Here is a 20,971-nt window from a genome sequence, read left to right as displayed (position 1 = left end):
TGTCGATCTTGCCTAGCGTTGCGGCTTCAGCGGGATGGTAAAGGCCTGCGGCTGCGCGCGCCGGCCCCGGCGCGCGCGCGCGGTCGCTGACAGCGGGATCGGCGCGTCCTGCGGCGGCAGTTCCGCCGGCGCCGCCACCGGCGACGGCCCGGGCTGGCTCGCCAGCCAGCCGCTGTAGTCCTGCACCGGGCGCTGCGCGATATCGGATTCGAGCCGCTTGAGCGAGCCCAGGATCGATTCGGGATCGCCGCAGCGCAGCTCGCCGCCGAACAGCTCGGACATCGGCCGCACGAACACATGGCGGCACGCTGTCTCGACGTTCTCCATGCGGCAGGCGAAGAAGAAGGCGTAGACCGCGTTGCTGCCGGCGCTGCACAGGTCGCCGGCATCCTGCATCTGGCACGCGCGCAGCGCGTCGACATGCGCCACCTCGGGCAGCAGCGGCAGTTCCAGCAACACGTGCGGCAGCCGGATCACGCTGCTGCGTTCGAGCGTGGTGCGCACCAGCGAGATAAAGTCGGCGGGCGGCACGTAGCCCGTGGCGGCGGTGGCCACCACCGCGGACAGCGCGCTCTTGTAGTCGGGCAGGATCGGGCGCGAGAACACCTGGCCCTGGATCGCCTCGATCATGGTCTGCACGCGCGCGAACGGCGTGTTGCGGTGGATCACCAGGCTGGCGCCCAGCGTCATCATCAGCAGCTCGTAGCGCTGGCGCAGGATCTCGTGGTCCTCGCGCACCACGATCTTGAGCGCCTTGCCGCCGTCGTGGCGCAACTGGTGCACCTGGCCGGCCAGGGTCTCGAGCTCGGCGATCTGGCCGTAGTGCAGCACCACGGTGGCCGCGACCGCACCGGCGGCGGCGGCCACCGCGGCGGCGTTGTCGTCGACCACCTGCCAGTGCGCGGGGATCCAGCGTTCGCGCAGCACGGCTGCGCGGCTGACGATGATGCGGTCCTCGTCGGGGGCCAGCAGCGTGGGGGCCTCGCCGGGCGCGATGGCGTCGTCGGCGCCGCTGCCGGCCACCAGGCCACGGTCCACCGGCGAGAAGCGCAGCGGCACCACCTCGGGCGGCAGGATCGCGTCCTTGTGGCGCCAGAAGCCGACCTCCCAGACAAAGTGCCCGTGCTGCTGCGCCAGCCGCGCCACGCCGGCGAAATGCCGGTGGAATCCGGCCAGCGACGCCAGCTGCAGCGCCGCCGCGCCGCCGGGCGGCTCCATCACCAGCAGCACGCCGCAGCCGTTGGCGCTGCACCATTGCGCCAGCTGCTCGCCGTCATCGGCCAGCGCGACCGGGTCGTCCCAGCGGAAATACCCCTGCGCGCCCTCCACCAGGAACTGGCTGCCCTGTGCGCCGCACTGGTCCACCACGGCCTGCAGCGCTTCGGTCAGCACGCCGATGCCGGAGCGATCGGGCACGCCGCGCAGCGTGCAGATATTGGCGCGCGTATGCAGCGTGCGCGAGCGTTCGATGTCGAGCCCGTGCGCGCGCAGCATGTCGGCGATCCCGACCGGCTCGCGCGGGGACAGCACCGTGGTGCGCGCGCGCAGCAGCCGCGCCGCGCTCTGCCAGAACAGCGCGTCGCAGGCGGGCGTGGCGTCGGCATAGACCACGTGCACGGCGGCGGGCTCGAGCGCCGCCAGTGCCGGCGGCAGCGCATCGATGGCCAGCGCCGGACGCGCCTGCAGCCAGGCGCGCGGCTTCTTGCGCGCGCGCGGCGGCGGCGGGGCGGTGGGGCGGCTGGCGTCGTTCATGGCGAGGCTCGGAATATAGGTCAGTAAGTCGCTTGGCAAGTCGCTTAGTAAGTCGAATAGGGCCGCACCGGGGTGGGCGGGTAGGGCACGGGCCCCTGCTGCTTGTCGAAAAAATAGCGCACGTAGGCCTGCGCGCGGTTCGGCGCGTAGTCGCGCGAGCGGTCGATCTCGAACACCGCGCCGGCGACCCAGTGCGGCGCGAAGCGGTACTCGATCGCCGCGCCGATGGTGTAGCTGAAGCCGCCGCCGGAGCCGCCGCCATAGGTGGCATTGCCGGATAGCTCCTGCAGCCGGGAATCCGTCGGGTAGTACGGCATCGACTTCTCATACGTGCTCGACAGCCCCACCGAGCCGCGCACGCGCCACGACAGCTTGTCGCGCCGCCCGGTCCAGTCCAGCGGGATGCCGAACGACAGGTAGCGCTGCGGGCTGTAGTAGCCGCCGTGGCCGAAGCTGTAGTAGCGCTTGTTCTCGCTGTAGCGCCAGTAGTTCAGCACCAGGCCGCTGGTGAGGCGCTGGTCGCGCCGCACGAAGACGGGCACGTCGAAGCCGCTGCGCACGGTGAACTCGCGGTTGGTCAGGACATTGTGACCAGTGTAGATGCCGTAGCCGAGATCGGCGAACAGGCCGAAGCGCCCCACGTCGCGCGCATAGCGCACATGCACGCCGTTGCGCACCACGCCGCCCCAGGTGGCCGCGGGCGTGACCGTGCCGGTGGCCGGGTCGATATGGGCGGGATCCGTGGCGCCGGCGTACGACACCAGGCTGCTGGTAACGGCGCGCCGCGACACGTCGATGGTGGTCGATGCCGGCCCCATCTCGCCGCGCCAGCGCAGTCCGCCGACGATGTTCTGCCGCAGGAATCCCAGCGGCGTGGTGCCGATGTCGGCACGCCAGCTGTTGTAGGCGCCGTTGAACTCGTAGCCGGCGGCCAGCGCCACGCCGCGGTCGTTCTGGCCAATCGGGCCGAGGCCGGTATTGCCGAGCGCGCGGATGCGCCCGAAGTCGCGCGAGGCGGACAGGTTGTCGGCGGGCAGCGTGCCGGCATCGAGCAGCACCGTGTCGGCATGGAAGAAGGCATGGCCGGTGTAGCCGTGCGGAATGCGCACGTACAGCGGGATCTCGGTCGCCAGCAGGCGCGAGATGCCGGGATCGCCGGTCTTGTGCGAGAACAGCACCGCCGAGGCCACCTGGCCTTCGCGCCGGGCTTCGAGCGAGGCCAGCGCGCGGCCGGCCGCGGTGCCCTCCGCGGTGTCGTCCGGACGCGGGCTGACGCCCTCGCGCTGTTCCATCACGCGCGCCTCGCGGTACAGCGCCGCCGCCTCGTCGAAGTTGCCGCGCGACTGCGCGATGCGCCCGGCCTGCACCGCGATGTCGGCGCGCTCGGGATAGCGCTGGCGCAGCGGGCCGACCACCGCCAGCGCTTCGTCCTCGCGCCGCATCGCGGTGAAGCGGCGCGCGATCGACAGGCGCGTGTCGATGTCGTCCTCGGGGGTATCGGCGAGCACCGCGCGCACGATCTCAAGCGCCTGCTTCTCGTCGCCCTGGCGCTCCAGCATGTTGGCCACCATCAGCCGCGCGCCGGCGTCCCTGGGGTTGGTCGCGAGCACCTGGCGCGCAGCGTCGGCGGCGCCGGCATAGTCGCCCCGGGCCTCGCGCAGGTCAGCCAGCGCCAGCAGCCAGCGGCGCTCGCGCTGCTGCGCTGCGGGCACGGCCATCAACGTGCGCTGCGCCCCGGCGAAATCGCCCTCGGCGATCAGGCGGTCGCTCGCGCGCACCGCCAGCCGCAGCGACTGGTCGTCGAGGTCGGCGCGTTGCGCGGCGTTCAGGCCGGGACGCGCGCGCACGTCTGCGATCCACGCGCGCAGCGCATCGTCGCGCTCGGCCGCGGCCAGCAGTTCGCCATAGCGAATGCGCACGTCGATGGCGGGGTCGTCCGGATGCGCGTCGAGCCAGTCCGTGACCAGCTTCAGGCCGGTGTCGGGCTGGCCCAGCGCGATCCATTCGCGTCCGACCGATGCCAGCATCTGCGGATCGTCGGGCACCTCGGCCGCGGCGGCGCGCAAGCTGGCCATCGCTTCGTCTTCGCGGCCCTGCGCGGACAGCTGGCGCGCTTCGCGCAGCAGGCGCTGCGCGGCCAGGTTGCCCGACAGGCGGCGCATGCCGTCGGAGCGCTCGGCGTCCGGTACGCCAGCCAGCAGCGCACTGGCGGCGTCGATGTCGTCGACCGAATTCAGGTACAGGGCCGCGGCATAGCGCATCTCTGCGCTCCCGGCGGCGGCCACGCCTTCGTCCATCACGCGCCGGCCCAGCGCCGGCAGGCCCAGGTCGCGGTAGGCGCGCGCCAGCGTGAAGCGCGTCCAGGGATCCTGCGGCGCCAGCCGGATCGATTCTTCCAGCCGCGCCAGCGCCGGGCTCTGCTTGCGCTGCGCCAGCAGCTGTTCGCCTTGCAGCGCGAGCAGTTCGGCGCGCAGGCTGCGCAGTTCTTCGGCCGAACCCTTGAGGCGGCTCGCGGTGCTGGCGATCAGCGGTCCGGTCTCGTCGCCGCGCCCGCTTTCGTTGAGCAGCTTCACCAGCGTGCGCAGGCTGCCGATGTCGGGCTCGGGGCCGGCGAGGTTGGCGCGCAGCAGGCGTTCGGCCTCGGCCGGCTGGTCCTGCGCGATCAGTGCGTCGGCAAGGATGGCGCGCGCATTGGCGTTGTCCGGCTGCTGCTGCAGCGCCTGGCGCGCCAGCGCTTCGGCCTGCGCCGGCTTGCCCTGGGCATTGGCCTCGCGCGCACGGGCCAGCGTGCCCCAGAACGTGGCGGTGCTCTCCAGGCTGCGCCATTTGCCGCGGTTGCCGGCATCGAGCTGGGCGGCGCGCGTGAACAGCTCGCGCGCTTCATCGTGGCGTCCCTGGCGCAGGCGTACCAGCCCCAGGTTGCCGAGCGTCTCGCCCTCGTCGCGGCGCTTGCGGTTGGCGATCTCCAGCGCGGTCTCGGCCTCGCGCACATTGCCGCGCGCCAGTTGCTTCTCGCCTTCGCGCCGCGCCTGGTAGGCCGGGCTGGTGTGCTTGCCCAGTTCTGCCAGCGTCTGCCGCGCGGCGTCGTCGTCCGGCACTTCCCGCAGGTAGGCCTCGAACCACTTGTAGTACGCGGGATCGTCGCTGACGTTGTAGAGCGTGCGCCGCCACATCTCCAGCGCGCCCTTGCGGTCGCCGTCGGGCCGCCGGGCGATGCGCTGCAGGATGCCGAGCCCTTCCTGGCGCGTCGCCTCGCGGTCGGTCAGCAGGCTGGCCAGCGCCATCTGCAGGCGCAGGTCGTCCGGGTTCTGGCGCACGCGCGTGCGCAGCTCGGCAATGGTCGCGGTGCGCCCGGCGGGCGTGCCGGCCAGGATGCGGTAGTAATCGATCGCCAGCTCGCCGCGCGGGGCGCCGTGCGGGAGCAGCTGGCGCAGCCGGGAGATCGCTTCCTCCGACTTGCCGGCGCGCGCCAGCAGCCGGATACGCGCCATCTCGGCCTTGTCGCGCGTGGCGATGCGGTAGGCGTCTTCGAGCTCGAGCGTGGCGGGATGGCCGGGATTGGCCTGGCGCAGCCGGCGCAGGATCTTCTCGGCTTCGAGCGGGCGGTTGGAGCGCAGCTCGATCAGGCCCATCAGCATCAGCGCGTCGGGCTGGCCGGGATCGATCAGCAGCGCCTTGTCGAGGATGCCGCGGGCCACGTCGGTGCGGTTCTTGGCTTCCCACATGCGTGCCGCGGACAGCAGCTGCGCCAGTTCGGGCGACGGCCTGGCGGCCTGCTGCGCCTGTTGGGCCAGCGCCGGCGCGGCTGCCAGCGGCGCCACCGCGGCGGCGCCGAACAGCGCCGGCAGCAGGATCGGGTTCAGCGCGCTGGGCATCCGGTCTTCCATGCGGGCAGCAGCGCGCCGTCGCGGGCGAAGCGGAACTGGCCGTCGAGATAGCCGAGCCCGAACAGCGTCAGCATCTGCGTGTAATAGCCGGCCTGGCCGCCGGGCTCGCGCTGCGCCAGCTCGCGCGTGCGCCGTGCCTGCGCGGCGGCCTGGTCGGCGCGGCCGAGCGCGGCCAGGTACGGCGCCACCGCGGCGCTGAAGCCGCCGTTGCCCGCGTTGGTGTCGCCCGGGCCGGTCTGGCCGGTCTGGGTATCGATGCGCTCGGGCGGATAGCCCCTGGCCGCGACATAGTCGGCCAGCGGCGTGAAGGTGCGCAGCAGCGCGGCGCGCTGGGGCTCGTCGGCGGGCAGCATGCCGGCCCACAGGTAGACGCGGATCGCGTTGTAGGCGCTTTCGGCGTGGGTGGCCGCGTCGGGCAGGAAGCCGCGGCCGGCTTCATATTCCACCCAGTCGGGCGAGAAGCCGCGCGGCGCGGTGTCCAGCATCAGCCGCGCCGACGTGCGGACCATCTGCTGCCACGCCGGCTCTTCCGGCAGCGCGGCGGCCAGCCGGCGCATCACCTGCAGCGGCACGTAGCTGGGGTTCAGGCGCCAGCGCTGGTCGCCCAGCCTGAAGCCCTGCGGTCCCGGCAGCACGGTGCGGCCCAGGCCGGGCAGCACCGCGGTTTCCTCGCGCAGGATGCGTCGCGCCAGCAGGGTGCCGAGCGCGGTGAAGCGTCGCTCCTGCCACAGCCGGCCCGCTTCCAGCAGCGCGTATGCGATCCACAGGTCCGCGTCGGATGCCGGATTGCTGTCGATCACGCCCCAGCCGCTATCCGGGTTGCCGGCGCCGGCTGCCTGCGCGGGCGTGAGCTTGCCCCAGATCCACGCCGGCAGGTGCGAGGCCAGGTCGCCTTGCGCCAGGTTGTTCTCGGTCCACGCCAGCAGCTTGTCGAAGCTGGCGCGGTCGTTGGCCACCAGCGCGAAGAACAGGCCGTAGGCCTGGCCTTCGGACACGGTGGCCTGCTTGTCCGAGCTGCGGTCGATCACGCGCCCGTCGCCGCTCATCAGGTGCTGGCGGAAGGCATCCCAGTCGGCCCACTTGCAGGCCGGCGCGGGCGCAGCAGCAGCGGCGGCCAGCGAGGCACAGGCCAGCGCGCCGGCTGCCAGCCATCGGCACAGGCCTGTCAGGGTGCGCCGCATGTCAGTTCCCGCCGCGCCGCGCCGCCAGCCTGCTCAGCGTCCAGAACAGCGACAGCGCCACCACCAGCCCGGCCAGCAGCCCGCCGATCGCCAGCAGGCTCGGGAAGGCCGAGACCCGCACCCAGATGCGCGCGTACCACGGCAGGTCGCCGACGTAGTAGCGCTCGCCCAGGCGCAGGCCATCGACCTGGTCCTGCCTGATCACGGTCAGGTCGCCGCGCATCTGGGCCACCTTGCCGGGGTTCTCCAGCGCGTCGAGCACGTCGGCCACGCGGCGGTCTTCGGTGGCGGTCAGCGCGACCACGGTATTGCCGTCGGCCAGCGGCGATTCGAAGCCGACCAGTGCCGCCACCGGGCCATCGGCGGACAGGATGGCGCGACCCACCGGCGTGACCGGGTCTTCGCGCACGCCGGCCAGCCAGTTCGACCAGACGCCGGTGCGCTGGTCGCGCAGCGAGATCTCGGTCTTGCCGCGGGCGATCAGCAGCGGCAGCGACTTGCCCCATTTTTCCAGCGTGGCGGCGCCGCTGCCGGTGCCGATCAGCAGCAGGTTGTGGTCGCGCACGCTGTCGATCTTTGCCGTCGGCACCACGGTCACGCGCAGCGACGGCAGGCCCGTCCACTTGCCCATATGGCCCAGCAGCGACAGCAGCGCTTCCTGGTCCATCGCGGTGGGCGCGTCGGGCACGACCACGGCAGTGTCGGCGAGGTCGGCCAGCCGGGTGAAGGGATAGCCGCTGTTGGCGAAGTACGCCAGGTTGGGCAGCCCGGTGTAGTGCGAGAAGCGGCTGAAGTCGATGGTCGAGTCCGGGTCGATCGCCGCGCGCGCCACGTTGGTCGCCGTGGAACTGCACAGCGCCGTCTTCTGCGAATCGATATGGAACTGGAACTGCATCTGGTTGTTGCTGCCGACGCGGAACGCCGGGATGCCGACCCGCTGCGCCGCCGACGCGGTGGTGCCCGACAGCAGCGGCACGCTGACCACGTTGTGGTCGTCGGTGCTGGCCAGCGGGCGCAGGCGGTAGGAGCGCACCAGCTGGTCGTTGATATCGATGCTCAGGGCCGAGTCGTTGTAGGTGGGCGGCGCGGTGTAGCGGTAGCGCAGGTTCAGCGGCACGTTGCTGCGGGTCCAGTCGTACAGGTCCGCCGGCACGCGCAGGTTGACGCGGATCGGGTTCGGGTTGCTGCCGGCGACCTGCAGGTCCTGCGGGTCCGGCACCAGTTCGCGGAACAGCACGGGGCGGTCGGTCGGCGCCCATGCCGGCGCGTCATAGGGCCGGCGCGGCTTGCCGATGTCGACCGACTCCACGCGCGCGCTGTTGCCGGCCATGGCCACCTTGCCCAGCACCAGGGCATTGACGGCGGTCTGCAGCTCCTGCGCATTGCGGCCGGCCACCACCAGCAGCTTGCGGTCGGGGCTGGCCGGGTTGGGCATGAGGCTGACGCCGGGGCCTGCGATTGCCGGCAGGTTCAGGCCCGCCGGGATGGTCTGCGGCGTGACGAAGGCGATGGCGTCGCTGCCGGCCGGCGCGGTCCGCGCCACCGGGAAGCGCGCCTCGCGCCAGGCGGCCAGCGCGCCCAGCCATGATGCCGCCACGCCGGCGGCGCGCAGCGTCGCGCCGTCGGCGCCGGCCGGCAGCACGAACGGCACGGTCACGCGGCGGTTGTCGCGGCGGTCGAAGAACGGTGCCGGCAGCAGCGCCAGGTTATCCGGCAGCGTCACGCGCGAGGTATTGAGCGTAAGCGTGGTCGCCGGGCTGATGTCGGCCCACAGGCTCGAGTGCAGCGGGTCCTCGCAATGGTCCAGCGTGTAGTGCGCGATCAGCTGCACCCGCAGGTGGTTGAAGTCGGTGAAGAAGCGCGGGTCGATATCGAGCTCGCGCGTGACCAGGCGCCCCGCTTCCTTTTCTTCCAGCGGCAGCGTGGCGATGACTTCGTCGTTCAGCGTCAGCTTGATATGCGACAGCGGGAACACCAGCGCCGGCGAATAGGTAAAGGCCAGCCTGAGCCTGGCCGCCGTGACCACTTCATCGAGCCGCACGCCGATATCGAGCTGGCGCGCGTGGTCCACGCCGCGCAGCGGAATCGGGCCGTAGGCGCCCATCTGGCGCAGGGTGAGGACGTGGGTGGCGGTGCCGGCCGGCGCCGCCTGCGTTGCGTTGCCGCCGGGCGCCTGTGCCGCCGACGCGGTAGCGGCAGGGGTGACGAGCGTGGCTGACGGCCTTGCGGCAGGCACGGAGGCGGCACCGGCGGCACCGGCGGCCGGAGCTTGTGCGCCCGCCGGCCACGACAGGCATGAGAGGGCGAGCAGGCTGGCGGCGGCGCGTAGCGGGGGCCGGTGGAAGCGGGGCGGGACGGAGCGGGTCATGGGCAGGATGGCAGTTCCTTTGCATGCTTCCAGGGCGGACGGCCCACGCGGCGCGGGAACTCGATACCCGCCGCGATGGCACGGCACAATGTTGCGGCCGCTGGTACGGCTTCTGGCTGGAACGGTCGGGCAAGTGTAGCTGCAAAAGCACCCCGGGCTCCACATCGCGGCGGTGCTCTAAAAAATATTCAACAGCGAATAAAAAAAGCGGAAACGCCACCCTCTTGCCAAAGGGGACATTTCCGCTTCGTATTTGTAGGAGAAACACACGGCACGCGAGCAAGGCGAGTCGACCGCCTCACTCCGGCGTGCCGCTTATGCGCAGGTGTCGTCTGCCCGGCAGATGCCATGCACCACCATCTCTCCCATCAGGTCCAGGGTTGGCTGGTCGGCGATCGCCTCGCGCATGCCGTCCAGCGCGGCGTCGTGCGGGTCGCCGGGATTGCCGGCCGCAAGCGGCGTGTCATGCCAGCGGCGGGGCACGGCGGCGGGATCGACGTCGACACCAGCACCGTCGGCCAGCGCGGCCAGCACCGCCTGCTCGGCTGCCGCGATGGCGTCGCTGCTCAGGCGAGCCGCGTGCGCCGGGCCGAAGCTGTCGAAGGCTCGCGCCGGCGGCCCGTCCAGCAGCTTCCACAGCGCCAGTTCGGTCAGCGGCGTGCAGTTGACGGTGCTACCCGCCTGCACCAGGCCGTGCAGCTGCAGCCGGTTGGCCTCGCCCTGCGCAAGACCGCCTTCGCACCGCACCATGACCGCGCCGTCCGGCACGCCGGCCAGGCGGAAGGCGCCGCCGGCATCGGTGGTGGCCTGGCGCACCTGGCCCTTCGTGTCGCGCAGCTGGACCGATGCGCCCGTCAAAGGCGCGCCGACCGCGGCGGTGCCGCTGAGGTCGCGCGATTCGTCATCCCCGCATGCCGCCAGGGCGGCCACCGCGCATGCGAGCACGAGGTGGCGCCAGCTTCCAGGTTGCTTGCCCATGATGTCGTCCTCAGGGCGCCAGCGCGGCCAGGTCGCGGTGCGAGCGGTTGAACAGGCCGCGCGCAAGCGGCGTCGGGCGGAAATCCACGTCGAGCGGCGAGATGGTGATGAACTTGGCCACGAAGGCCGGCGTCTCGGCGGTGCGCGCGAGCGCCTTCAGCTCGGCATCCGCCGGGCCGGCTTCGATCGACACGGTGTTGTCGGCATTGCGCTTGTATGCGGTGGTGAACGAATCCACCGTGCCCGGCACGGTCAGGCGTACGCCGGCGGGAGCCTGCCCGCCGGCAGTGATCGGGTAGTTGATGCTGAGCGGATGGGCCACGGGCAGCAGTGGCTGGCCCGCGCGACGCGTGGCTTCCAGGCTGGCGATTACGCGGGCCAGGAAGGCCCCGGCCTTGGGGAAGGCGGCCAGCGTCGCGGGGAAGCCGCTGCGCGCTTCGGCAAAGTCGACGCCGACGCTCAACGCAATGGCCGGCACGCCGCGCCGCGCGGCGAACAGGACGTTCATCACCGTCCCCGAATGCGGGATCGAGTCCGAGAGGTTCTCGCCGAAGTTGGCGCCGGAGACGACGAGGTCGGGCGTGAAGCCGCTTTCCGGGCCGACGATCTTCAGGCCCATGGCGGTGGCATCGACCGGCGAGCCGCTGCCGATGTAGTCGGCATTGGTGGCATCGAGCGCGCCGCCGGCCACGTAGGTGGGCTTGACCCGGTGCACGCAGTACGTGGTGGCGCCGCCGGCCAGCGGCGCCACCACCAGCCGCGTGCGTCCGTCGGGCACGGCGTAGGCGGCACCGGAGCCGCTCTGGTTGCTGGCCGGACCAACCGTGATGACGCGGTGCCCCGCATCCTGCAAGGCCTTGCGCACTGCGGTGATACCGGGTGCGGCGCAGCCATCGTCATTGGTCAGCAGCACATTGAGCGCATGGGCGGGGGTGGCTGCCGCGGCCAGGGCCGCGGCAGCGAGACTCAGCCGCAAGGGGGCGGGAAGTCTAAGCATGGAAACCAGTCTCCTTTTCTGATCGATAGGGAAAGCGCCGCACGGCGGCGGCGCGCCAGACAAAAAATCCAGTGAAGCGGTGTCCTATGCCGCGAGCAGTCCCCGTGCGCGCGCCAGCGTGATCGCCGTGTCCTCGATCATGTCTTCCTGGCCGCCCACCAGGCGCTGCCGGCCCAGCTCGACCAGGATCTCGCGCGCGGGGATGCGGTACTTGGCCTCGGCGCGCTTGGCGAACAGCAGGAACGACGAATACACGCCGGCATAGCCGAGCGTAAGCGCGTCGCGGTCGATGCGGATGGGGTGGTCCATGATCGGCACGACCAGGTCTTCGGCCACGTCGGCGATGCGGAACACATCGACGCCGGTCTCGATGCCCATGCGCTCGCACACCGCCACCAGCACCTCCATCGGCGTGTTGCCGGCGCCGGCACCCAGTCCCGCGGCGGCGGCGTCGATGCGCGTGGCACCAGCGGCAATCGCGGCGAGCGAGTTGGCGACACCCATGGCGAGGTTGTGGTGGCCGTGGAAGCCCAGTTCGGTTTCGGGGCGCAGCGCCTGGCGCACGGCGCTCAGCTTCTCGGTGACGTCCTGCGGCAGCATGTGGCCGGCCGAGTCGGTGATGTACAGGCAGTTGGCACCGTAGCTTTCCATCAGCAGCGCCTGCTGCACCAGCATCTGCGCCGGCGCCATGTGCGCCATCATCAGGAAGCCCACGGTATCCATGCCGAGGCGGCGCGCCATGCCGATATGCTGCTCGGACACGTCGGCCTCGGTGCAATGGGTGGCGACGCGGATGGTCTGCACGCCGATGTCGTGCGCCATGCGCAGGTGGTCGACGGTGCCGATGCCGGGCAGCAGCAGCGCGGACACCCGTGCATGCTTCAGTTCGCCCAGCACCGCGCGCAGGTACTCCTCGTCGCTGTGCGCCGGAAAGCCGTAGTTGACCGAGGCGCCGCCCAGGCCATCGCCGTGGGTCACTTCGATCAGCGGCACGCCGGCGGCGTCCAGGCCGCGGGCGATGCCCTTCATCTGCTCCAGCGAGATCTGGTGGCGCTTCGGGTGCATGCCGTCGCGCAGGGTCATGTCGTGCAGGGTGATGCGTTGGCCCATGGCGTGGCTCCTCAGGCAGTGGTGGTGGCGGGGGTGGCGGGGGTGGCGTTAGTGGAGGACAGCATCGCGGCGGCAATGCATTCCGCGGTGCGGGCCGCGGAGGCGGTCATGATGTCGAGGTTGCCGGCGTACTTGGGCAGGTAGTCGCCCAGGCCCTCGACCTCCAGGAAGATCGATACGCGCTTGCCGTCGAATACCGGGCCGTTCTTCAGCGTGTAACCCGGCACGTACTTGCGCACCTCGGCGATCATGTCGTGCACCGACGCGGTAATCGCCGCGACGTCGGGCGCCTCGTCGGTCAGGCAGTGGATGGTGTCGCGCATGATCAGCGGCGGCTCGGCCGGGTTGATCACGATGATGGCCTTGCCCTGGCGCGCGCCGCCCACGGCTTCGATCGCGCCCGCCGTGGTGCGCGTGAATTCGTCGATATTGCGGCGCGTGCCGGGTCCCACCGAGCGCGACGACACCGTCGCCACGATCTCGCCATAGGCCACCGGCTGCACGCGCGACACCGCATACACCATCGGAATGGTGGCCTGGCCGCCGCACGTGACCATGTTCACGTTCATCTCGTTGCTGCCGATGTGGGCCTCCAGGTTGACGGGCGGCACGCAGAACGGCCCGATCGCCGCCGGTGTCAGGTCGATCACGCGCACGCCGCGCGCGGTCAGTTTCGCCGAGTGCTCGGCGTGGACGTAGGCCGACGTGGCATCGAACGCGATGCGGATATCGTCGGCCTCCAGGTGCGGCAGCAGGCCGTCGATGCCGTCGCTGGTGGTCTTCAGGCCGAGTTCGCGCGCGCGCGCCAGGCCCTCGGATGACGGCTCCACGCCGACCATCCAGACCGGTTCCAGGATGTCGCTGCGGCGCAGCTTGTAGAGCAGGTCGGTGCCGATATTGCCGGGCCCGATCAGGGCGCATCGGATCTTGTTCATGGTGTCTCGCGTGGCAGATGAAAAGAATCAGGAAGTGAGCAAGGAAGTCAGCAGAACACCGCGCTGCAGCCGCCGATGCCGGTGATATGCATGGACAGCCGGTCGCCGGCCTGCACCGGGATCAGCGCCGCGAGCGAGCCAGACAGGATGGGCTCGCCGGCCAGCAGCGGGATGCCGAAGCTGCCCAGCGTGTTGGCCAGCCAGGCCACCGCGTCGGCGGGATGGCCGAGCGCGGCGCTGCCCAGGCCCGTGGCCACGCATTCGCCGTTCTTCTCCAGCGTCATCGCGCAGGCGGCCAGGTCGAGGCCGTGCGGACTGACACGTTCGTCGCCGAGCACGTAGACGCCGCAGGATGCGTTGTCGGCGACGGTGTCCTCGATGCGGATGCGCCAGTCACGGATGCGCGAGTCGACGATCTCGAAGCACGCCGCCACCGACTCGGTCGCGTCGAGCACGTCCTCGCGCGTCACGCCCGGGCCGCGCAGGTCGCGCCGCAGGAAGAAGGCGATCTCGCCCTCGGCGCGGGGCTGGATCAGCGTGTGCGCCGGAATCGGCTGGCCCGCGGCGTAGTGCATGCTCTGCAGCAGGATGCCGAAGTCCGGCTGGTGCACGTCCAGCATCTGCTGCACGGGCTTGCTGGTCACGCCGATCTTCTTGCCGCAGACGCGGTCGCCCGCGGCGAGGCGGTGGGCGATGAAGCCTTGCTGGATGCGATAGGCGTCGTTCACATCCAGCGCCAGGCCGCGGCCGCTCAGTGGCGGCACCGGCGAGCGCGTGACGAGCGCGTGGTGGAGTTCGTGGCTGAGCGTAGCGATCTGGTCGGCGTGCATGGCAGGAAACGGGGTTATCGCTGCCGCGGCGCCTGCCGCGGCAGCCCGGGACGAAGGGGACGTCAGAACGAGTACTTGGCGTTGAAGGCCACGTAGTCGCGGTCGGCCAGCGGGCGGTTGGTAATGCTCGGCCCGCCGATAAAGGCCGCGTAGGTCAGGTTGAGCTCCAGGTTGTTCAGGTACTTGAAGGTCACCCCCACGCTGGCGCGCCGGTCGCCATAGCCCATCAGCGTGCCGAAGGCGCCGGCCACGGCCGAGCGGCCGCTGAACTGGTGCGCATAGGTAAGCGGCACGGTCAGGTCCCAGCCGTCGAACACGTTGTTGTAGGTCAGCGACCAGCCGAGCTGGAACGCCGCCGAGTTGCGCGTGTTGGTCAGCTGGCTGAAGCCCATCACCGGGTCGACGCTCAGCACATGCAGGTAGGCGACTTCACCGAGCAGCGACTGCGAGTTGGCGAGGAAGGTCGGCCCGACCGAGTAGATCGCCGACAGTTGTCCCTGCAGTGCCTTGCCGCGCGAGGCGGTGGGCGAGCCGGCCACGTCCACCAGCATCGGAATGCCGTCCTTGTAGCTGACTTCGCCGGCGATGTTGGCGCCGAGCATCTGCGTGGAGAAGCTGGCGCCGGTCAGGTTGATGCCGCCGAAGAACTTCTCCTGGTATTGCAGCGTGGGGAACATCGAGGTCACGACGCTCGGGTTCTTGTCGTGATAGCGCAGCTGGTAGAGCCCGACCTCGGTGCCTTCGAACACGCGCCAGCGCGCGCCCACGCCCCACTGTCCCCAGTCGGACGGGCGGACGTCCGGCCCGCGCGGGATGCGGAAGCCGGGCCCGATGATGAACTCCGCACCGGGGCCGACCAGGTCGCTGGTGCTGAAGTAGCTGCCCGGCGCCGACAGCTGGTTCGGCTTGAAGGTGAACTGGTAATAGCCCATCAGGCTGAACGACGGCGTGACCTGCAGCTGCAGCGATGCCTGCGGCACCGGCAGCAGGATGTCCTTGACCTCGGCGCCCGGCACGAAGGCCTTGGTAGCATCGGCAGGGCCCTGCGCGCCGGCGATATTGGCGAAGAACAGGCTCTCGCCCCATGCCACCACCTGGTTGCCCAGCTTGAAGCTGAGCTGCGTGCCGCCGACCGGCGTGGCGCCGTAGACATAGGCATCGAGCAGCTGGGCGCGATGCTCGTGGTAATCCTGCGCCGATTCCGTGAACTGGTTGAACGGGCCGCTGTGGTTGACGGTGAACGGCGCGTTGTTCGAGTTGGTGCCGCGGTAGGCCCAGTCGTAGAACACGCTGCCGCGCACCAGCGCGCCGAAGGCGCCGTGGCGCAGGTGGGCTTCGCCCAGCAGCGACACGCGGTTGGCGATCATGTCGCCGGGCTTGAAGTTGCGGTCGCCGTCGTCGCCGTTGATATTCGCCGGGCTCAGCAGCGTGTCGCTGCGGTGGCCGGTGCGCACCGCGGCGCCGTAGGACGCGGTCACGCTGTAGTCGAGCGTGGTGTCGCGGCCGAATTCGATCGTGTCACCGGCATGCGCGGCGGGCGCAAGCAGCGTGGCCAGTGCCGTCATCGCGGCGATGGCGATCGGCCGCAGCCGGCTGCGGCGCTTCACTGGGCCGCGTGGTGGTTGTTGCATGGTGGTCTCCCCTTGGTTTCGGTGGTGGTTCATGGCCTGGCACTTCGAATGGCGCGCTCTGGCCGCAAGCGTAGAGAGGGGGAGACCTGCACAAATCGGCAGAACGGACTAGGCGGTTTCCCTACGCGCTGCGGTTCAGCGACGCCGCGTCGAGAAAGGCCGGACGTTCGCCGCCACCGTCGATCACGAGGTTGGCGCCGGACACGTACGACGCCTGCGGCGAAGCCAGGAACATGCAGGCGCTGGCGATATCGTCGGGCTGCGCGAGCCGGTTCAGCGGCACCGTCGCCGCCATCGAGCGCAACGCCTCGGGATCGCCGTAGTGCTGGTCGCGCGAGGTGTCGGTCAGCACCATGCCCGGGCTGACCGCGGCAACGCGCACGCGCGGCGCCCACTCGACCGCGAGGGTGCGCACCGCGTTGAGGATGCCGGCCTTGGCGGCGCCATAGGCCGCGGTGCCGGGCGAGGGCCGCAGCGCGCTGACGCTGCCGACGAACAGCTGCGTGCCGCCGCCGGGCTGCTGCTGCATGCGGGCGTTGACGCGCTGCGCCAGCTGCAGCGGTGCCACCAGGTTCAGCCGGATCACCGAGTCCAGCAGGCGTGGCGAGGCATCGGCGACCAGTGCGTACGGCGAGCCGCCGGCGTTGTGGATCACGACGTCGAGCGTGGGGCTGGCCCGGGCGATCGCGGCAAGCATGGCGTCGACCTGTTCGAGGTCGCGGATGTCCGCGGCGATGAAGCGTGCGCTGCGCCCGTTTGCGCACGGCAGCTCGCCGTCGTGCGCGGGCGCGGTGCGTCCGCAGACGAAGACCTGCGCGCCGGCGCGCAGGAAGGCTTCGCTGATGGCGCGGCCGATGCCGCGCATGCCGCCGGTCACCAGCACGGCCTGGCCGGTGTAGTCGAATCCTGTCATGGGGTCCCCCTGATGCATGGAGGGCCCATCGTAGGAGAAGTGGGCGTATCGCTCGTAGTCCGAATGAACGATGCCCGGCGCGCCGGCGCTGCGCAATATCGCTGGCAGACACCGCTCGCAGATATCGCTCGCAGGCCTGGCTTGCAGAGAGAGCACGCAATCACACGGGAGACGCCCACATGTCCGCTACGCCGCAGCAAACGCCTTCGTCCCTGCATCCGAACCTGCCGGTCGGGCGCTTCGTCACCACTTCCGGGGGCCTGCGGCTGCACTGCCTGGATACGGGCAGTGGCGAACCCGTGGTCTTTATCCATGGCAGCGGGCCGGGGGCGAGCGGGCACAGCAACTTCCGCTTCAACGTGCCGGCCTTCGCCGCGGCGGGCTTCCGTACCGTGGTGGTGGACTTGCCCGGGTATGGCTTGTCGTCCAAGCCGGACGACGTCGAATACACGCTGGACTTTTTCGTCGCCGCGCTGCGCGAGCAGCTGGTGGCACTGGAGCTGCCGCGCTGCGTGCTGGTCGGCAATTCGCTCGGCGGCGCCATCGCGCTGCAGTACGCGCTGGACTATCCCGACCATGTGAGCCGGCTGGTGATGATGGCCCCGGGCGGCGTGGAAGAGCGCGAGACCTACTTCCAGATGGAAGGCATCCAGCGCATGGTGTCGCTGTTCACCGGCGGGCACATGAACCCGGAAACGATGCGCCAGCTGCTGCAGTTGCTGGTGCATGACGCCAGCCTGGTCACCGACGCGCTGGTGGACGAGCGCATGGCGGTGTGCCGCGAGCAGCCGCGCGAGGTGCTGGCCACCATGAAGGTGCCCAACCTGACCGCGCGGCTGGGCGAGATCCGCTGCCCGGTGCTTGGCTTCTGGGGCACGGAAGACCAGTTCAATCCTGCTTCCGGCGCGATGAAGTTCCTCGGCGGCTGCGCCGATGCCCGCTTTGTCATGATCAACCGCTGCGGGCACTGGGTGATGGTCGAGCACGCCGCGTATTTCAATCGCGAATGCCTCGCCTTCCTGGTCGACACTGCGCTGGCCGATACCGCGCAGGCCGTCGCGGCATAATTGGCGCCCATACTCATACAACGACATCCGGGAGACATCATGGAATACCCGTATAGCCTGTTCGACCTGCGCGGCAAGGTAGCCGCCATCACCGGCGCCGCGCGCGGCATCGGCGCGGAAACCGCCCGCGTACTGGCGGCGGCAGGCGCGAAGGTGGCCGTGCTCGATGTGCTGGAAGCGGACGGCAAGGCCACTGCCGAGGCCATCTGCAGCGCAGGCGGCGAGGCTGCGTTCTGGCAGCTCGACGTCACCAGCGAAAGCGACGTGGCGCGCGTGCTGGACGCGGTAGCGGCGCGCTTCGGAGGGCTGGACATCCTCGTCAACAACGCCGGCATCGAAGGCCCGAACGAGCCGACCCACCAGGTGACGCTGGAGCAATGGCAGAAGGTCATGGCGGTGAACGTGACCGGCACCTTCCTGTGCACCAAGCATGCGATCGCGCACATGGAGCGCGCCGGCAGCGGAGCCATCGTCAACGTGTCGTCGATGTACGGCATTGCCGCGGGGCCGGACGTGCCGCCTTACCACGCGTCGAAGGCCGCGGTGCGGATGATGGCCAAGACCGATGCCATGCTCTATGCGGCCAAGGGGATCCGCGCCAACTCCATCCATCCCGGCTACATCCGCACGCCGATGCTCGAACATGTGGCGCAGGCCTCAGGGCAGGGCGAGGCGCTGTTCGACTATCTCGGCGGCCTGACGCCGATCGGCAAGGTCGGGCAGCCGCGCGACATCGCGGCGGGCATCCTGTACCTGGTGTCCGATGCCGGACGCTATGTCACCGGCGCCGAGCTGGTGATCGACGGCGGCTACACCGCGCGCTGACGGACACGGAGAGGACGATGCCCGATAGCGCCGCGATGAAAGCCACGCTGCTTGCCTATGTCGAACGCTTCAATGCCGGCGATGCAGAGGGCATCGCCGCGCTCTACGCCGACGATGCCACGGTGGAGGATCCGGTCGGCGCGCAGCCGCTTGCCGGCAAGCCGGCCATCCTCGCCTTCTACCAGCACGCCACTTCGCTCGGCGCGCGGCTGGAGGTGGTGGCGCCGCCGCGCGGGTCGCACGGCAACGCCGCCGCGTTGACCTTCGCGGTCCATGCGCGGCTTGAAGGACGTGCGGCACGCATCGACGTGACCGACATCATGACGTTCGGCGCGGACGGGCGCATCCAGAGCATGCGCGCCCACTGGGGGCCGGACGACGTGCATTTCGTCTAAGACCCGCACCGGCCGCACCAATGGTCCGGCGTAGCCGCGACGATGCCGTTGCCACGCGCGGGCGCATTGTGGCCAGTGCGCAGCTGCTGATGCGCCAGCGGGGCGTGCATTGCGTCACGCTGGAAGACGTGGCCCGCGCCATCGGCATGACGCGCGGGGCGGTGTATGCGCATTTCCGCTCGCGCGCCGCGTTGATGGACGCGCTGCTGTCTTGTGCCGAAGCGGACCTTGCGGAACGGCTCGCACCGCTGGCCCGGCACCACGCCGGCGCGGCCCCGGACGTGCTGGAGCCGGCGCTTGCCGCCTTGCTCGATGGCGACGGCATGGCACGCCATGTCAGCCTGCTGGCGTTCCTGCTGCAGCACAAATGCGGCGCCGACTGTGAGCTCTGTCCGCTGCGGGCGCGTGTGCTGCGTGGTGTCGATATGTTGCGCGACACGCTGGCGGCCACGATGCCCGCTCCCGCGCTGGCCGGCCTGCTGGTCGCGCACCTGTGGGGCCTGCTGAGCGCCCACGCGCTGCAGCTGGCGCCGTCGGGCCTGTCCGGATGCGCGGCATCGCTGGCGCGGCTGTATGCGCCGCCGGGTATGCAACGCGGTGCATGTCCGGATGCCGCCGGCGGCGCGGCATTTCCTCGGGATACCCCCTAGTCTGCTCGGACGAAGAGATGGCGGCGGGCGCCGCCTACGATGCTGTCAAAGGACCCGGAAAGGGTGCGGAGGAGACAGCGATGAAGCGGCTCGGATTTCGTTGGGCGGCCGGGCTGGCCGCGGTTGGGGCTGGCTTTGGCGTGGCGTGGGTGCTTGCCGGCGGCAATGGGGTTGCCGTGGCGTACGGCGGTCACGAAGAAACCCGTGCTGCCGGCACGGCGCCGGATGGGTGCGATGCAGCCTGCGTGCGTAGCCGGGGCGTTGCGGCCATGGTGGTGCTCAGCCAGCGCCCGCCGCAATGACTGCGGCGGGATGGTCTTCCGCGCTGCTGGTCAGCGCTGGCGCTGCAAATGCAGCGCTTCAGCGCGCGCCTTGACATCTCTTGCCACCTGGTCGAAGCCCTGTTTTACCCAGGCGCCGTGTTCGCGCATGATGATCTCAGCGTTCAGGCCGAGGAAGAGATCAGTGGTGAAGTAGCGGGTGCGGCCGGGGGCGATCGCTTCGATGTACTGGTCGCGGCGGGCGGCATCCTTGTTTGCGTCCGTGGGGCGTTGCTCCCACGACAGCAGGCGCTCCGGTTCCCACGCCACCAGGGTCTCGTTGACCGGGATGATCTGGTCGGTGCCTGGGATGCGGATTTGCATATGGACCATGTCGCCCAGCTTCGCGGTTGTTTCCAGGCCCGGGCAGAAGGTGTTCCATTCGGCGTAGCGGGGGAAGTCGGTCAGGACTTCCCATACCAGGGAGGCGGGGGCTTCGATTTCCACGGTGATCGAGGTGACGAGGTTTTCGGGCTTGGCCATTTTGTTGTCTCCTTTCATTCTTGGATTGGGAGTACAACACTAGGGCTGGGCTGTGGGGTGCGCATACCCTGAATGGACGAGTCCGGGTGGACGAAGATGTTTGCGGGTGGCTGAGGGATATTGTCGTTATGCTCCGCGAGTCTCCAACTGCTGTGAGCTTGGTGCCGGGCTTGGGGGTTATGGTCCGGCATTTTTTTTATTGGTTTATTGGTTGTTGCTTGCTGCTGGGCATCTGGTAGCTATTTGATATGCCCTGGTTTCGCCCCTAAAGGGGCGAGTCACTTTTGCCCGAGCGGCAAAAGTAACCAAAAGCGCGTTTACTGCCCCGGGCGGGCGGCCACACTTATCGTAGCGTGCCGAAGCTTTCGTACGGGGCTTCGCTTCGTTGCAGGACAAGACTGCCTGACGCCGTGGTGCGCCACCGTGGTTCGGCGTTGACGCGGTGTTTGAACGAGCCCAGAGCTGTGGGTGGCTCCTGCTGCTGGCGGCATGGTAGGAACGCCTACGGCTGCGCTGCGCGCCGGGGACCTGTCAGAAATTTTGTGTTTAGGGCATAACATGTCGATAAGGAGCATGTATGCCACGCAAGACGAAGACGAGCCAAGCCGCAGACCGTGAGCTGCCGGCCATTCCAGAGGATCTGATCGCC

At 70.0% G+C, this 20,971-nt stretch carries 17 protein-coding genes; 5 read left to right on the top strand and 12 right to left on the bottom strand.

All coding sequences use genetic code 11. The features are described 5' to 3' along the window. Positions 1–12: 12 nt before the first annotated feature. The 11 genes from bcsE to VSR71_RS30315 all read right to left on the bottom strand — a co-directional run bounded on the left by bcsE (position 13) and on the right by VSR71_RS30315 (position 16,582). On the bottom strand, positions 13–1,752 hold the full coding sequence (gene bcsE, locus VSR71_RS30365) for a cellulose biosynthesis protein BcsE (RefSeq protein WP_342917271.1): 1,740 nt from the start codon (positions 1,750–1,752) through the stop codon (positions 13–15). A gap of 44 nt (positions 1,753–1,796) precedes the next feature. Next, positions 1,797–5,639, bottom strand: a complete 3,843-nt coding sequence (locus VSR71_RS30360; protein WP_342917270.1) for a cellulose synthase subunit BcsC-related outer membrane protein — start codon at positions 5,637–5,639, stop codon at positions 1,797–1,799. Next, positions 5,612–6,820, bottom strand: coding sequence for a cellulose synthase complex periplasmic endoglucanase BcsZ (gene bcsZ, locus VSR71_RS30355; protein WP_342917269.1), 1,209 nt, complete (start codon positions 6,818–6,820; stop codon positions 5,612–5,614). The genes VSR71_RS30360 and bcsZ overlap by 28 nt, the downstream gene beginning before the upstream one ends. A gap of 1 nt (position 6,821) precedes the next feature. Beyond that, positions 6,822–9,188, bottom strand: a complete 2,367-nt coding sequence (gene bcsB, locus VSR71_RS30350; RefSeq protein WP_342917268.1) for a cellulose biosynthesis cyclic di-GMP-binding regulatory protein BcsB — start codon at positions 9,186–9,188, stop codon at positions 6,822–6,824. A gap of 315 nt (positions 9,189–9,503) precedes the next feature. Next, the gene (locus VSR71_RS30345; RefSeq protein ID WP_342917267.1) at positions 9,504–10,166 is read right to left on the bottom strand and encodes a carboxypeptidase-like regulatory domain-containing protein; all 663 of its coding nucleotides are present in this window, start codon (positions 10,164–10,166) and stop codon (positions 9,504–9,506) included. Positions 10,167–10,176: 10 nt separating this feature from the next. Continuing rightward, positions 10,177–11,163, bottom strand: a complete 987-nt coding sequence (gene surE, locus VSR71_RS30340; RefSeq protein WP_342917266.1) for a 5'/3'-nucleotidase SurE — start codon at positions 11,161–11,163, stop codon at positions 10,177–10,179. Between the two features lie 84 nt (positions 11,164–11,247). Next, complete coding sequence (gene dmpG / locus VSR71_RS30335) at positions 11,248–12,273, bottom strand: 4-hydroxy-2-oxovalerate aldolase (protein ID WP_342917265.1); 1,026 nt, start codon at positions 12,271–12,273, stop codon at positions 11,248–11,250. Between the two features lie 11 nt (positions 12,274–12,284). Then, a complete protein-coding gene (locus VSR71_RS30330) occupies positions 12,285–13,208 on the bottom strand; it encodes an acetaldehyde dehydrogenase (acetylating) (protein ID WP_342917264.1) in 924 nt (307 codons plus the stop codon). 47 nt (positions 13,209–13,255) lie between these two features. After that, on the bottom strand, positions 13,256–14,038 hold the full coding sequence (gene dmpE, locus VSR71_RS30325) for a 2-oxopent-4-enoate hydratase (protein ID WP_342917263.1): 783 nt from the start codon (positions 14,036–14,038) through the stop codon (positions 13,256–13,258). A gap of 62 nt (positions 14,039–14,100) precedes the next feature. Beyond that, positions 14,101–15,669 (bottom strand): DUF1302 domain-containing protein, encoded by a 1,569-nt coding sequence (locus VSR71_RS30320; RefSeq protein ID WP_342917262.1) that lies wholly within the window; start codon positions 15,667–15,669, stop codon positions 14,101–14,103. A 121-nt stretch (positions 15,670–15,790) separates the two neighbouring features. Continuing rightward, positions 15,791–16,582, bottom strand: coding sequence for an SDR family oxidoreductase (locus tag VSR71_RS30315; RefSeq protein WP_342917261.1), 792 nt, complete (start codon positions 16,580–16,582; stop codon positions 15,791–15,793). 179 nt (positions 16,583–16,761) lie between these two features. Between VSR71_RS30315 and VSR71_RS30310 the strand changes: the two genes are divergently transcribed. From VSR71_RS30310 to VSR71_RS30290, 5 genes are all read left to right on the top strand, one after another. Next, positions 16,762–17,649 (top strand): alpha/beta fold hydrolase, encoded by an 888-nt coding sequence (locus VSR71_RS30310; protein WP_342917260.1) that lies wholly within the window; start codon positions 16,762–16,764, stop codon positions 17,647–17,649. 39 nt (positions 17,650–17,688) lie between these two features. Further along, positions 17,689–18,474 (top strand): glucose 1-dehydrogenase, encoded by a 786-nt coding sequence (locus VSR71_RS30305; protein WP_342917259.1) that lies wholly within the window; start codon positions 17,689–17,691, stop codon positions 18,472–18,474. Between the two features lie 17 nt (positions 18,475–18,491). After that, positions 18,492–18,869, top strand: coding sequence for a nuclear transport factor 2 family protein (locus tag VSR71_RS30300; protein ID WP_342917258.1), 378 nt, complete (start codon positions 18,492–18,494; stop codon positions 18,867–18,869). 20 nt (positions 18,870–18,889) lie between these two features. Then, the gene (locus tag VSR71_RS30295) at positions 18,890–19,519 is read left to right on the top strand and encodes a TetR family transcriptional regulator (RefSeq protein WP_342917257.1); all 630 of its coding nucleotides are present in this window, start codon (positions 18,890–18,892) and stop codon (positions 19,517–19,519) included. An 80-nt stretch (positions 19,520–19,599) separates the two neighbouring features. After that, positions 19,600–19,821: a hypothetical protein gene (locus tag VSR71_RS30290; RefSeq protein ID WP_342917256.1), complete on the top strand. Its 222-nt coding sequence runs from the start codon at positions 19,600–19,602 to the stop codon at positions 19,819–19,821. 30 nt (positions 19,822–19,851) lie between these two features. Here the strand turns inward: VSR71_RS30290 and VSR71_RS30285 are convergent, their stop codons facing one another. Further along, entirely contained in the window at positions 19,852–20,322 is a 471-nt protein-coding gene (locus VSR71_RS30285) for an SRPBCC domain-containing protein (protein ID WP_342917255.1), read from the bottom strand. Positions 20,323–20,971 lie beyond the last annotated feature (649 nt).

It is taken from the genome of Cupriavidus oxalaticus, from assembly GCF_038900635.1.
GTDB lineage: Bacteria > Pseudomonadota > Gammaproteobacteria > Burkholderiales > Burkholderiaceae > Cupriavidus > Cupriavidus oxalaticus_B.
This window is presented reverse-complemented; position numbering and strand designations above follow the sequence as displayed.